Annotated in this window: 13 protein-coding genes and 1 riboswitch; of the genes, 7 read left to right on the top strand and 6 right to left on the bottom strand. The window is 66.2% G+C overall.

The window, feature by feature from the left end:
* Nucleotides 1–116: 116 nt before the first annotated feature.
* Nucleotides 117–1,778 (bottom strand): phosphoglucomutase (alpha-D-glucose-1,6-bisphosphate-dependent), encoded by a 1,662-nt coding sequence (gene pgm / locus M1E01_RS18175; protein WP_457972909.1) that lies wholly within the window; start codon nt 1,776–1,778, stop codon nt 117–119.
* A gap of 187 nt (nt 1,779–1,965) precedes the next feature.
* Between pgm and M1E01_RS18170 the strand changes: the two genes are divergently transcribed.
* Nucleotides 1,966–2,463, top strand: coding sequence for a DUF4190 domain-containing protein (locus M1E01_RS18170; protein WP_457972908.1), 498 nt, complete (start codon nt 1,966–1,968; stop codon nt 2,461–2,463).
* A gap of 45 nt (nt 2,464–2,508) precedes the next feature.
* Here M1E01_RS18170 and M1E01_RS18165 read toward each other — a convergent pair whose 3' ends face one another.
* Nucleotides 2,509–3,939: an amidase gene (locus M1E01_RS18165; protein ID WP_457972907.1), complete on the bottom strand. Its 1,431-nt coding sequence runs from the start codon at nt 3,937–3,939 to the stop codon at nt 2,509–2,511.
* Nucleotides 3,940–4,053: 114 nt separating this feature from the next.
* On the opposite strand from M1E01_RS18165, the gene M1E01_RS18160 reads away from it, so the two are divergent.
* From M1E01_RS18160 to M1E01_RS18150, 3 genes are all read left to right on the top strand, one after another.
* Entirely contained in the window at nt 4,054–4,380 is a 327-nt protein-coding gene (locus tag M1E01_RS18160; protein ID WP_457972906.1) for a rhodanese-like domain-containing protein, read from the top strand.
* Entirely contained in the window at nt 4,377–5,354 is a 978-nt protein-coding gene (pheA, locus tag M1E01_RS18155; protein ID WP_457972905.1) for a prephenate dehydratase, read from the top strand. The genes M1E01_RS18160 and pheA overlap by 4 nt, the downstream gene beginning before the upstream one ends.
* 92 nt (nt 5,355–5,446) lie before the next feature.
* Nucleotides 5,447–5,665 carry a hypothetical protein gene (locus M1E01_RS18150; RefSeq protein WP_457972904.1) on the top strand — a complete coding sequence of 73 codons (219 nt, stop codon included), beginning with the start codon at nt 5,447–5,449 and terminating at the stop codon, nt 5,663–5,665.
* Here M1E01_RS18150 and M1E01_RS18145 read toward each other — a convergent pair.
* Nucleotides 5,662–6,744: a diacylglycerol/lipid kinase family protein gene (locus M1E01_RS18145; protein WP_457972903.1), complete on the bottom strand. Its 1,083-nt coding sequence runs from the start codon at nt 6,742–6,744 to the stop codon at nt 5,662–5,664. The genes M1E01_RS18150 and M1E01_RS18145 overlap by 4 nt on opposite strands.
* Nucleotides 6,745–6,811: 67 nt before the next feature.
* Between M1E01_RS18145 and serS the strand changes: the two genes are divergently transcribed.
* Entirely contained in the window at nt 6,812–8,092 is a 1,281-nt protein-coding gene (gene serS / locus M1E01_RS18140) for a serine--tRNA ligase (protein WP_457972902.1), read from the top strand.
* Between the two features lie 82 nt (nt 8,093–8,174).
* Nucleotides 8,175–9,020 carry an HAD family hydrolase gene (locus M1E01_RS18135; RefSeq protein WP_457972901.1) on the top strand — a complete coding sequence of 282 codons (846 nt, stop codon included), beginning with the start codon at nt 8,175–8,177 and terminating at the stop codon, nt 9,018–9,020.
* Nucleotides 9,021–9,064: 44 nt separating this feature from the next.
* On the opposite strand, the gene M1E01_RS18130 is transcribed toward M1E01_RS18135, so the two are convergent.
* The 3 genes from M1E01_RS18130 to M1E01_RS18120 form a co-directional block, all read right to left on the bottom strand.
* Nucleotides 9,065–9,664 (bottom strand): hypothetical protein, encoded by a 600-nt coding sequence (locus M1E01_RS18130; RefSeq protein ID WP_457972900.1) that lies wholly within the window; start codon nt 9,662–9,664, stop codon nt 9,065–9,067.
* Nucleotides 9,665–9,867: 203 nt separating this feature from the next.
* Nucleotides 9,868–10,770, bottom strand: a complete 903-nt coding sequence (locus M1E01_RS18125; protein ID WP_457972899.1) for a LysM peptidoglycan-binding domain-containing protein — start codon at nt 10,768–10,770, stop codon at nt 9,868–9,870.
* A 2-nt stretch (nt 10,771–10,772) separates the two neighbouring features.
* Nucleotides 10,773–10,946, bottom strand: a riboswitch (cyclic di-AMP (ydaO/yuaA leader).
* 261 nt (nt 10,947–11,207) lie between these two features.
* Entirely contained in the window at nt 11,208–11,696 is a 489-nt protein-coding gene (locus tag M1E01_RS18120; protein WP_076799190.1) for an inorganic diphosphatase, read from the bottom strand.
* A gap of 185 nt (nt 11,697–11,881) precedes the next feature.
* Between M1E01_RS18120 and dacB the strand changes: the two genes are divergently transcribed.
* Nucleotides 11,882–13,432, top strand: coding sequence for a D-alanyl-D-alanine carboxypeptidase/D-alanyl-D-alanine endopeptidase (dacB, locus tag M1E01_RS18115; protein ID WP_457972898.1), 1,551 nt, complete (start codon nt 11,882–11,884; stop codon nt 13,430–13,432).
* The last annotated feature ends 24 nt before the right edge of the window (nt 13,433–13,456 follow it).

The raw sequence follows: 13,456 nt of genomic DNA, 5'->3' as shown, positions 1-13,456 counted from the left end.
GGGGGACATTCCGGAGGCAATCGGGGCAGTATTTCTGCAGTCGAAACTGCAAGGCATGCGTCCGGGCCTGACTAAATTCTAGTCCTGTTCCGCCCTTTTGGCGCCGGTCAGCGCGGTTAGGAGATAACCCCGTCCACCAGGGCCTTGGCCTCCGCCTGGACCTGCTTCAGGTGGTCGGCGCCCTTGAAGGATTCAGCGTAGATCTTGTAAACGTCCTCGGTGCCGGAAGGGCGCGCGGCGAACCAGGCGTTTTCCGTGACCACCTTCAGCCCGCCGATGGACGCCCCGTTTCCAGGGGCCTCGGTCAGCTTCGCGGTGATTGTCTCGCCGGCCAGTTCGGTAGCGGTGACGTCCGACGGCGACAGCTTGCCGAGTGCCGCCTTCTGCTCCCGCGTGGCTGCCGCATCGATCCGGGCGTACACCGGGTCCCCGAACTGGTCCGTGAGGCCCTTGTACAGCTCCGACGGCGACTTGCCGGTGACGGCGGTGATCTCCGAGGCGAGCAGCGCCAGCAGGATGCCGTCCTTGTCGGTGGTCCAGACACTGCCGTCCATCTTGTTGAAGGAGGCCCCGGCGGATTCCTCACCGCCGAAGGCGCCTTCGCCGGACAGCAGACCGGGAACGAACCACTTGAAGCCCACCGGCACCTCGACGAGCTTGCGGCCCAGGCTGTCGGCGACGCGGTCGATGATGGAGGAGGACACCAGGGTCTTGCCGATCACTGAGCTGGGGTTCCAGCCGGTGCGGTGGCGGTACAGGTAGTCGATGGCGACCGCGAGGTAGTGGTTCGGGTTCATCAGCCCGCCGTCCGGCGTGACGATGCCGTGCCGGTCGGCGTCCGCGTCGTTCCCGGTGGCGACGTCGAACGCTGTGTTGCCGGAACCGGAGTCCGACATGCGGTTGATGAGCGATGCCATCGCGGACGGCGAGGAGCAGTCCATGCGGATCTTTTCGTCCCAGTCCAGCGTCATGAACGCCCACTGCGGGTCGACAGTGGGATTGACCACGGTGAGGTTCAGGTGGTGGCGTTCGCCGATCTCGCCCCAGTAGTCCACAGAGGCCCCGCCCATCGGATCGGCGCCGATGCGGACGCCCGCCTCGCGGATGGCGTTCAGGTCCAGTACCGAGGGCAGGTCGTCCACGTAGCTGCTGAGGAAGTCGAACTTGCCCGTAGTCTCGGCCCCCAGGGCTTCGGCCACGGGAATCCGCTTCACCCCGCGGAGGCCGTTCTCCAACAGTTCGTTGGCGCGGTTGGCGATCCACCCGGTGGCGTCCGTATCGGCGGGTCCGCCGTGCGGCGGGTTGTACTTGAAGCCGCCGTCAGCCGGCGGATTGTGGCTTGGGGTGACGACGATGCCGTCTGCCTGCGGGGCACCGGCGGGGGCGTTGCGGTTGTGGGTAAGGATTGCGTGGCTGAGGGCAGGAGTGGGGGTGTAGCCGTGACGGGCGTCAATCAGGACCTTCACGCCGTTCGCGGCCAGGACTTCCAGTGCCGAATTCTGCGCCGGCTCGCTCAGCCCATGCGTGTCCTTGGCGAGGAACAGCGGCCCGGTGATGCCCTGGCCTGCCCGGTATTCCACGATCGCCTGCGTGATGGCCACGATGTGCGCCTCATTGAAGGACGCCTTCAGGCTGGATCCCCGATGTCCGGAGGTGCCGAAGGCGACGCGCTGGCCGGGATCGGCAAGGTCGGGTTTGACGTCGTAGTACGCGTCCAGAAGAGCGGTCAGGTCAACAAGGTCGTGGGGTTGGGCAACTGTGCCCGCGCGGCTAGCCATGGCACCAGCATGCCAGACGAGGGCGGGAGGCAACATGAAATGTCCGGAATCCGGTCCCTGTGACGGAAAATGCCGGAATACCATGCCCCTGCTTCTAAAAATGCCTTGCCTTCCGGCACAAAACCCTCCGCCGGGCGGGTGCGGACCGCTGTAATGTTTTTCTCAGAACATTTCAAAGGGGATTGCGATGACAGAGCAACGCCACAATGGGCCCGACGGCGACCCGGCAGCAAGCGGCGACCAGCCGCCGTCGTACATTCCCCCGCGTGATATTCCGGCACCGCCGCCTTATCCCTCCCATGGCCAGCAGTACAGCCAGCAGTACTCCGGGCCCTACGGCCAGCAACCTTATTACGGCCGGCAGTACGGGCAGCAGTACAACCCGCAGTATTCCGGGCCCTACGGCCAGCCCTACGCCGGAATGCCAGTCCAGCGAAAGAGCCTGAGTATCGCCAGCCTGTGTTGCGGCATTGCTGTGTATGTAGGCTTTGGCTTCATCCTGCTGCCGCAGATCGCGGCCGTCATCCTGGGCCATATGGCCTTGCGGCGTGAGCCGTCGGGCCGTGCACTCGCCATTGCCGGGCTGGTGATGGGGTACGTCGGGATCGCCCTCACTGTGCTGGCGCTCGTGGCCCTGGCGATGCTCTTCAGCGTTGCAGCCACGAGCTCCTACACCAGTGCATGAGGTCCTAAAGCCGATAACGTCCTGACCAGGCAGCCGCTGTTGACCCTAGAGGCCCAGCTGTGCCGCGACCTGCAGGAGCAGTTTCTCCGAGCCCGTCCTGCCGATGAGCTGGATCCCCATGGGTAGCCCGTGTGCACCGGCGCCTTCTCCCGAACCGGTGTTTCCGCCCGTCCAGTGCACCGGGATGCTCACTGCCGGAAGGCCGCAGACGTTGACCATGGAGGACCACGGCGCGAACTCGCACTGCTTCCGGTAGTCGTCGTCCGCGTCCCGGGACCACTCGGACACCGGCCAATGCCCGTCCCCGTGCGCGGAACCCGTAAACCACCCCACCGGCCGCGGAGTCTGGGCCAGCGACGGCGTCAGAATCAGGTCCCAAACGGCGTACTGCGCCACCGTGTCCCGCTGGAACTGCCGCAGGAAGGCCAGCGACTCGTCCAGCTTGGCGGCGCTGCGCTGCTGGGCGCGGCGCCGGAACGTTCGGGTGAGCGGCGCCAGCAGCGCTTCGCGCTGAGGCGCAATCCGGGCAGCTCCCACGCCGGCCGTCCAAGCTGTGGTGAAGGCGGCCGGATAGCGGTTGTCATAGCGGATGGCCGCTTCGACGACGTCATGCCCCGCGGCCGTCAGCATGCGGACGCCGGTCCCCAGTGCTTCCATCGCTTCGGTTTCCGCCGTGAAGGGAAAAATGCCGGACCATGGGCTGTCCATGCTGACGCCGATCCGCAGCGGCGGAGGCTCTTCGCCCAATGCCCGCAGGTACCCGGGGCCGTCCGGAACGAGTGCATCCAGCAGGAGCGCTGCGTCCGCAGCAGAGCGGGCGAGTGGCCCGGCAACCACCAGGCGGCCCGGATCCCCGGTGTTTTCGCCGGCGGGGATCAGCCCGCGCCCGGGCTTGAGGCCCACCAGGCCGCAGGCGGCGGCCGGGATCCGGACTGAACCGCCGCCGTCGGATCCCGGTGCGAACGGGAGCAGCTTCGCGGCCACGGCTGCGGCACTGCCGCCCGAGGAGCCGCCTGAGCTGCGGCTCAGCGCATGCGGATTGCGCGACGGCGGCGCGATCCTGTTCTCGCTGTAGGCCGTGAGCCCGAATTCCGACACCTGGGTTTTGCCCAGGCAGATGGTTCCGGCAGTCCTAAGGACTGAGGCGAGGGGGCCGTCGACCGGAGCAGGACGACGCTCGAGGGCAGCGCTGCCGTGGGTAGTGACCACGCCGGCCACATCGGTCAGGTCCTTGAAGGCCACTGGCATACCGTGCAGCGGGGCAAGCTCTTCGCGAGCCCGGCATGCCCGCAGCGCATCAGCGGCGGCGGCTTCCGCCAGTGCCATCTCCTCAGTGACCGTTATGAAGGCACCCAATCTGGGGTTGTTGGCCGCGATTCTTCCAAGGAAGTGAACGGCGGCTTCCCGCGCCGAGAGCTCCCCGGACCGCAGGGCGTCCCTGAGCTGGACGGCAGAAAGATCATGGATCTCAGTCAAGGCGGCCCTCATTGTGCATGGTGCTCACAGCCTAGCGTGCCGCGGGCGGAGCGCATCCCCGCCCGCTGGCGATACGCTGGTCTTGAGAACCTGCGGCCAAGGAGAGGACTCCCCATGAGCGACTTCGACACTGTTACTGTCAACGACGTTCCGGCAGACGCTGCCATTCTGGATGTGCGCGAAGACTATGAGTGGGTGGCGGGGCACGCCGAAGGCGCCGTCCATATTCCGCTCGACCAGCTCCCCGGGCGCCTCGATGATTTGGATCCGGACCAGGACCTGTACGTCATCTGCCGCACCGGCGGACGGTCCTTCCGCGCCGCCCAATGGCTGGTCGGGCAGGGGTACTCGGCCATCAATGTGGCCGGGGGCATGGATCAGTGGCTTGAGTCAGGGAAGCCGCTGGTCTCGGACAACGGCCTGAAACCCGTCGTTCTGTGATCTACACCTTCCTCGGCCCGGAGGGTACATTTACCGAGGCTGCCCTGCTGCAGGTTCCGGACGCCGCTGAGGCTGTGCGCGTTCCATCCTCGAACGTGAACAGCGCACTGGACAAGGTCCGCGAGGGTTCCGCAGATGCGGCCATGGTGCCCATCGAGAACTCGGTTGAGGGCGGTGTGACTGCCACCCTTGATGCCATCGCCACCGGCCAGGAATTGCGGATCATCCGGGAGGCGCTCGTTCCCATCAGCTTCGTGCTGGTGGCCCGCCCGGGCTTGGACGTCACGCAGATTCGGCGCATCTCCACCCACGGCCACGCCTGGGCGCAGTGCCGCCTGTGGGCCGGCGCCCATATTCCGGGAGCTGAATACATTCCCGCGTCCTCCACTGCGGCTGCGGCACTGGGTCTGCTTGAGGACGGCGCCCACTACGATGCCGCGATCTGCGCGCCGATCGTGGCGGCCGAACAGCCCGGGCTCCGCGTCCTGGCCGAGAACATCGGGGACAACCCCGGTGCCGTGACACGGTTTATTCTGGTCAGCCGGCCCTCTGTCCTGCCTGCCCGTACCGGTGCGGACAAGACCACCGTCGTGGTGCCGCTGCCGGAAGACCGTCCGGGCGCCCTCATGGAGATCCTGGACCAGTTCGCCACCAGGGGTGTAAACCTGAGCCGGATCGAATCACGGCCCACCGGGCAGTACCTCGGGCACTATTTCTTCAGCATCGATGCGGACGGCCACGTGGCAGATGCCCGGGTGGCCGACGCCCTCGCCGGTCTGCACCGTATCAGCCCCGCCACCCGCTTTCTGGGCTCCTATGGACGGGCCGATGGGCAGAGCCCGGTAGTGGCTCCCCACACCTCCGATGAAGCATTCCGAGCCGCGCATGCTTGGGTGGGACAAATTCTGACTGCGGAAACTGTGAATGCCGGCATGGCCCAAAACATGACCCAAAACGCTTCGCCAACAGCGTAGACAAATGCCGCTTGGAGTACTTCCATGCCTTGGGGACTCTGCGTATGCTTGCCTGATCAAACAGGAGGTGGCCCCAACGAAAGGAGCGGGTCATGTCAGATAACACCAGGACCGACAACGACGGCCAAGGGATGATCGTCAACCCCAAGCCGACCTCGGAAAACCAGGACTGGGACGGGGACGACGCGGACCGCGCTGACCGCCTGCGCTTCGAAGAAGAGCAGGCAATGATCCGCGAACAGTCGGAGGCCCGCGCAGCCGCCCGGGCCGCAGAAGCCGCCAAGAAAGCAGGCACCGCCAAGTCCGCCTAGGCTGGACCGCCGCCTTGGACGATGCCGGGTGCTGCTCTGACCCTGATGAGCAGGGATCTCGGATCCACCTGCACTGTTACCTTGGTGGCCTCACCGGTGATGTCGCCGTCCAGTTGTGTCGGCATCGGTTCCGGGCACTTGATCACAACCTTCCCGGAGCGGTACACGCTCATCACGGGCAGGTGGCGCTTGTGCTTGAACACGATTTTGGCGTACATCGCCAGCCACCCCACCGCACTGCGCGGGCTCATGACCACCACGTCCAGCATCCCGTCGTCAATCATGGCTTGGGGAATGAGGTCGATGCCGCCGGGAACCAGTCCGCAGTTGGCGAACAGGACACTGCGAATCTTGCGGGTCTGTTCGGGCTGGTCATCGAGCGAAATCGATACTTTCTTCCGGCGTCCCGTCAGGTGCCGCACTCCTGCTTCAGTGTAGGCGAGCCATCCGACGGCCCGCTTCAGCCCGTCATTGGTGTCGCCCACCACCTCAGCATCCATGCCGATGCCCGCAATCACCAGGAAAGCATGGTTCGATGACCGGCCCGTCTGGGAGTTTTCGATCCCCATGCGGGCAGTATCAATGAACCGCTGATGACCGAAGAGGGCCGTCTGGACGTTGCCGTGGAGGTCGTACAGGTCCAGATGCACGTTGCGCGCCAGCAGGTTGCCGGTACCGAGCGGAATGATGCCCATCGCCACGCCGGTATGCGCCATTGACTCAGCCACCACGCGCACCGTGCCGTCACCGCCGCCCACGAGGACGACGTCGGCACCGTACGCAAGTGCGGCCCGCACCTGTGAGTGACCCGGGTCCTCCACCGTCGTCTCATAAAACAGCGGCGCCTCCCAGCCTGCCGTGAGGCAGGCGCGCTGGATGGTCGCGCGGGCCTCGGCCGCCTTCGCCTTGACCGGGTTCAGCACCACCGCTACGCGCTGGCGCTCCAGACCATGGGCGTGGGGATCCTCGCGCACCGGGCTCCGCGCATGCAGAGTCTTGAGGCTGCGCACACCCCACCAGCTGGAGATGGCAAAGGCCAGTGCCCCGGCAATCAGGATGTAAAGAAACAGGTCGCTCATTGTGCTTCAACACTATCCCGCCGCGCTCCGCCTCCGGGATGCCCGGCACATTCGATACTCTTGTCTGGTGATCGACGTAAAAGACCTCAGCGAAAACCCGGACAAGTACCGTGCCAGCCAGCGTGCCCGCGGTGCGGACGAAACCGTGGTGGACGCGATCATCGATGCCGACACCGCCCGCCGATCCGCGCTGATCCGCTACGAGAGCCTCCGGGCGGAGCAGAATGTCTTCGGCAAGAAGGTGGCCCAGGCCAAGGGCGAGGAAAAGCAGGCGTTGCTCGCCGAGGTCCGTGAGCTGGCGGGGGCGGTCAAGGCCGCGTCGGCCGAAGCTGATGCCGCGCAGGCCAAGCAGGAAGAACTGTTGCGCACCATCCCCAACCTCATTGAGGACGGTGTACCCGAGGGCGGCGAGGATGACTACATCGTGGTCAAGACTGTCGGTGCCCCGCGCGAGTTCCCCGACTTCGAACCGCGGGACCATCTGGAGATCGGTGAGCTCATTGGCGCCATCGACATGGAACGCGGCGCCAAGGTCTCCGGCTCACGCTTCTACTTCCTGCGCGGCGTCGGCGCCCGTCTGGAAATGGCTTTGCTGCAGATGGCCATGGACCAGGCCATCGAGGCGGGCTTCATTCCCATGATCACGCCGACCCTGGTGCGGCCCGAGACGATGCAGGGCACCGGTTTCGACGTGAAGCACGACGCCGAGATCTACCGTCTTGCCGAAGATGACCTCTACCTTGTGGGCACCTCGGAAGTGCCGCTGGCCGGCTACCACGCCGACGAAATCCTGGACCTGAGCGCCGGACCGATCCGGTTCGCGGGCCAAAGCTCCTGCTATCGGCGCGAAGCGGGATCGCATGGCAAGGACACCCGCGGCATTATCCGCGTCCACCAGTTCAACAAGGTGGAGATGTTCATTTACACGACTGTCGAGGAAGCAGCAGCCGAGCATGAGCGCCTGCTGGCCTGGGAAGAGCAGATGCTGGGCAAGTGCGAGCTGCCGTACCGCGTGATCGATACGGCGGCCGGGGACCTCGGAATGTCGGCCGCCCGCAAGTTCGACTGCGAAGCCTGGGTCCCCACCCAGGCCGCCTATCGCGAGCTCACCTCCACGTCCAACTGCACCACGTTCCAGGCCCGCCGCCTCAACGTCCGCGAACGCGTGTTCAGCGAGGACGGCACGCCGAAGGGAACGCGAGCGGTGGCCACGCTCAACGGCACCCTCGCCACAACCCGCTGGATCGTGGCGATCCTTGAGCACCACCAGAACCCGGACGGCTCAGTCAACGTTCCCGAGGCGCTGCAGAGATACCTCGGCGGACTGCAGGTCCTGCCTGTCCTGTAGCCGCCGAATCTTCACGCTGTGTTCATGCTTCCTGTGGGCTGCGTCCTAGCGGGCGCCAGCCAGGTTTGGTCTACTATTGGGCATGACTATTCTGACTGAATCCTCAGCCGCTGGCAGCGAAGACCAGCGAGAAGCATCCCAAAAGCTCATGATTGCCCTGGACGTAGACGGCACGCTCGTGGACCACGACGGCCACATGTCCCAGCAAGTCCGGCAGGCAGCCCAGGCCGTGGTCGAGGCAGGCCACGAGGTGCTGATCGCAACGGGACGATCCCTCAACGCCGCCCTGCCCGTCATCGAGCAGATCGGCATTGACCGCGGCTATGCCGTCTGCTGCAACGGCGGCGTCACCCTTCGCCTGCACCCGGAGCTGACCGACGGCTACGAGATCATCCACAAGGCCACGTTCGATCCCGGGCCGGCCCTTCGCGCGCTGCGTCAGCGGCTCCCCACTGCCAAGTACGCCCTCGAGGACGAGGACGGCAACTTCCTGTCGACGGAGCGTTTCCAGGACGCGAGTTTCGGGGTCGAAGCCATCGGTGTCGACTTCCAGACCATGCTGGAGGCTACCGCGGTGCGCGTCGTGGTGTTCAGTGCCGAGAACACCCCCGAAGAATTCAACGAGGCCATCGAGCATATCGGCCTCGCCGGCGTCACGTACTCCGTGGGCTGGACGGCCTGGCTGGACATCGCCGCGGCCGGCGTCACCAAGGCCAGCGCCCTGGAAAACCTCCGCACGCGGATTGGCGTCGATGCGTCCCGGACGGTGGCGATCGGCGACGGCCGCAACGATATCGAGATGCTCGCCTGGGCGAACCGCGGAGTCGCGATGGGGCAGGCTCCGGAAGAGGTGGTCGCCGCCGCGGATGAGGTGACAAAGTCCGTGTACGACGACGGCGCTGCCCACGTTCTGCGCAGCCTCCTGTAACGCTCCGCTGCTGTTTCAGCACTATTCGTCCGCAAGGGGCGCTGCTACCGCACCTCCAGGATGAGCGCGAGCAGCCGTGCTGCTGCGGGCCGGGCGGCGTGCTCCTCGTTCCACTGGGACCGGGCCACCGCCTTGCTGACCGCCTGTGAAGTGATGCCAAGCGCGGCGGCCACGGCCTTCTGTTGGCCGCGCACCCCCGGGGTCATGAGATCCAAGACCCGCCACTCGGCTTGGCTGCGGTCGCGCACAATATAGCCCAGCAGCCGAAGAACCGCTTCGCACTCGGTGGCCAGGTCGGCGTACGGCCCCTCGACGGCCACAGGAATCCGGTCCTTGCTGTTCCGCAGCCGGTCCACCGCCCTGCGGGCATAGATGAGGCCGTGACCGTCGGCATCCTTGATCTGGTTCGGCAGCGGTTCGTTCACCGGACCCACGCCCAGTCCCACATACCAGCTGCCGCACCGAAGCGCGATCAGGGCCGCGTCCACAGCCTGGTGGGGACAGTCCACTATCCCCTGAACCTCGTCTTCGACCGACCGGTCGAAGTCGAGACGCGCGGGAATATGCCGGAGGTCCTTGAGTAGCTGCGGAACCCGGTCGCCGTCGCGTCGGCTGTCTGTTTGGTTGATAGTCAGCGTGAACATCTTGAAAAACACACTACCTGTTGGCCGATCCGAGACAAGTTTGTCTCACCGGCGCCGGGAGAGTTGTTCGCCGCCCGGGAAGCCTTGTCCTCGCACGGGCTGCTGGCTGTCAGCCGCGAAGCGCGGAGCTCCCTCTGCCCGGAGGCAGAAACAGCAGCGGCAGGTGCCGGTGGCACCTGCCGCTGCTGAGTTCGAAATGACGTTTAGGCCACGCGCACGTAGCTCGAACCGCCCAGCCAGGAGGCCGGGTGGACGATGGTTTCGTTGACGCCGTTCATGCCGCTGCTGATGGCCTGCCCGTCGCCGATGTAGATGGCAACATGGCCGGAGCTGATCATCAGGTCACCGGGCTGGGGGTTGGAAACCGGAGTCCCGTACTGGTGGAACTGCGTGGGGGCAAGATCGCCGACCTGCTTGCCGACGGACCGCAGCGCCTGCTCCACCAGGATGGTGCAGTCCTGGGTGGCTCCCAGCTGTGCACGGGCGGAAGCCACAAGGGCGCCGCCAACTCCGCTGGCGGGGGTGCTGGAAGCCGCCGTGGTGGCGGACGCCGGCTTGATCGAGGCGGAAGCGTGGTAGATGCCCATGCCGGCCTGCTGCTGGGGGGCGGCAGGGGCAGCGTGGGGTGCTGCCGGGGCGGCAGGGGCAGCGTGGGGTGCTGCCGGGGCGGCCGCCTGCGGAGCCGGTGCAGCGTGAGCGGCACCCGGAATCACGATCTGGTCACCCGGGTAGATCACCGAGGACAGGGAAAGACCGTTCGCTGACAGGACCGCGTTCAAGGCAACGCCGTGCTTTGCAGCGATCGCACCGAGGGTGTCGCCAGGCACAACCGTGTGGGTTGCGCCTGAGGCGGCAGGCGCAGCAGGTGCCGGAGCGTGAGTTGCTGCCTGAGCCTGAACGCCGGCGCTGCCCGAGGTCTCCGGGGCGTTGGCGCCGGCCATGGCAGGTGCTCCCACGCCGAAGACAAGGCCCGAGGCGGCGGCAACGGCGGCAGCCGGCCGGGCCAGGGATGCTGCGTTGGACTTTAGGGAATGGGACAGTCCCTCCAAAGCGATGGACTGTGTCGGGGTGGCGCGATGGCGCGCGGACATGGACTTACGTGACATGGATTTTGCCTCTCCCATGCCTGCGGGGTGAGCTGTCGGGTTCGGGTGGGAGGTCACCCGGTCCTGCCTCCCTTGCAAAAAGGAGCGCCTGGACTTAACCCCAAGTCCTTCGAAAACCAAGGACGGTAAAGAGGTGGTTCCCCCGTCCCTGCCAGTTGAAATTGCGAACGGATCCCGGTCAGCGGCAGGGCTCGGCATTCCTCCCGGGAGTGCCCCGATGGAAACCAAGGCACCGGTAGAGGCTATCCCACCCAGCACCCCAATGTCACATTTGCGTAACGGCACGGTCCGCGCCGGCGCGGCGTCACCGTTCAGGATTGGCTGCTGAAGTAGACGCGCCGGCGATTAGATGACGACTTGCATGACGACGGCGGCTTAAATGACGACGGCGGCGGGTGCGGTCCACTGGGAACCGCAGCCGCCGCCGTCGCAGTGGGTCAGTGGGCTGCAGGTACGTAACGCTTGATGGAGGCCTCGAGCTCTGCCTCGGCAGCGGCACGGTCCGCCCAGCCTTCAGCCTTGACCCACTTGCCGGGCTCCAGGTCCTTGTAGCGGGTGAAGAAGTGCTCAATTTCCTTGATCAGGAATTCGTTGACGTCGCTGACTTCCTGGATGTGGTCGAACCGGGGGTCGGCGGGCACGCAGAGGACCTTGGCGTCCCCGCCGCCGTCGTCCGTCATGTTGAAGACGCCGATGGGGCGGGCTTCGACGATGACGCCCGGGAGGAGGTCGAAGTCCTGCAGGAGCACAAGGGCGTCCAGCGGGTCGCCGTCTTCGCCGAGGGTGTTCTCGAAGAAACCGTAGTGCGTGGGGTACTGCATGGAAGTGAAGAGGACGCGGTCCAGGCGGACGCGGCCGGTCTCGTGGTCGACTTCGTACTTGACGCGCGATCCCTTGGGAATCTCGATGGTCACGTCATGCTTCATGGAATGCTCCTCGACGATTGCTTGGGTGTTTGCGGCACGCTGACATCCACGCGCTGACATCCTAAACTTCAGGGGAATTTCAGCAAAGAGAACTGTCGCTGCCGCCGACTACTATTGAGGATATAGCGAGAGGCCCAGGTTTCAGGAACTAACGGGGTAATTTCAGGACTTTGAGGACCAGCGGCATGAGGGGCACCACAGGCAAGGCAACCGGCCGCGCCCCGTTCAGCAGAAGCAGTGAACGGCCCCGTGCCAGCATCGGAGCGCTGCTCCGGGCCTGGCCCACCCTGCTCCTTACGGTCCTGCTCGCCGTTCTGGCCTTTCCCGCCGGAATGCTGATTGCCCCCGCGCTCACCGGCCAAGGCCCTTCAGCGGCAGCTCCGGTCCACACTCCGGCCTGGCAGCTTGTGCCCAGGCAACTGTCGGTTCCGCAAGGGATTGATCCCCTCAGCACCTCAGCGCCCGTCCCGTCGCCTGCACAGCTCGCGGCCAAGCTGGACCCGGTTCTTAGGACCGACGGCGGCGGCACCTTTACGGGAGTGGTCCAGGACGCCGTCACGGGCGAGGTGCTGTTCGACAGGAACAGTGCGGCCAGCAGGATCCCGGCCTCCAACATGAAGCTGCTCACCGCAGCGGCGGCGCTCAGGGCCATCGGGCCGGAGTCGCGGTTCAGCACCAAGGCAGTCGCAGGCCCGCCCGGCACAGGCCCGACCGGCACAGGGCCGGGCGCGGCGGATACCGCGCGGACGGTGGTGCTCGTGGGCGGCGGGGATGTCCTCCTCGCGGCAGGCGAGTCCGACAAGGACAAGGTGCTGGGCCATGCCGGGCTGGCAACTCTCGCCAAGCTGACCGTGGAGTCCCTGCGCAAGGACCGGTTCCGCGGCCGGGTGGACGTCCTGGTCGACGATTCCCTGTTTACCGGCCCGTCCCTCAATCCTTTCTGGAGCCCGGACGACGTCGCCGCCGGCGAGGTGGCCCCGCTCTTTCCGCTCGCCCTGAACTCAGCACGCTTCGGTCCGTCCATCACCACCGGGCCCCGCCCGCAGGACCCGGCTCTGGCCGCAGGTGAGGCGTTCGCCGCCCAGCTCAAGGCGGCAGGTGCCGCCGCGGGACTCCAGGTGGCGCCCGCCGTCGGACGTCTGGAGGGGCAAGCTGCGCCGGACGCCGCCGTATTGGGTGAAGTGGAATCTGCGACCGTCAGTCGGCAGGTGGATCTCATGCTTCAGACTTCAGACAACTACCTGGCTGAGACCCTGGGCAGGATGGCTGCTGCCGCCGCAGGCCAACCGGCCAGCAACGAAGGTGCCGCGGCGGCCGTGCTGCAGCAGCTCGCGGGCCTCGGCGTCCCCACCGGCGGCATGACTGTGGCTGATGTTTCAGGGCTGGCGTTGGCAAACCAGGTATCGGCCCGCCAGTTCTCAGAAGTCGTGCGGGCCATCGCGGCCGGCAAGGATGCCCGGCTGCGGGCGGCCTTGACGGGATTCCCTGTCGCAGGCCTCACGGGAACGCTGGGGGACCGGTACGTGGACGAGTCCAGTGCCGAGGGCGCCGGGCTGGTCCGCGCCAAAACCGGAACGCTGAACACCGTGATCGCGCTCAGCGGGTACGTTGTGGACGCCGACGGCCGGCTCCTGGTGTTCTCCTTCATCGGCAACGGCCTGACGCCGGGAGCTGCAGGCAACAAGCTGGCGCTGGACGCGTCAGCAACGGTGCTGGCCGCCTGCGGCTGCCGCTAAGACCGGGCGGTGCCCTGCAGCAGG

The sequence above is a fragment of the Arthrobacter sp. D1-17 genome, assembly GCF_054130535.1.
Note: the sequence above shows the minus strand (reverse complement) of the source record. Positions and strands in the feature narration are given on the sequence as shown.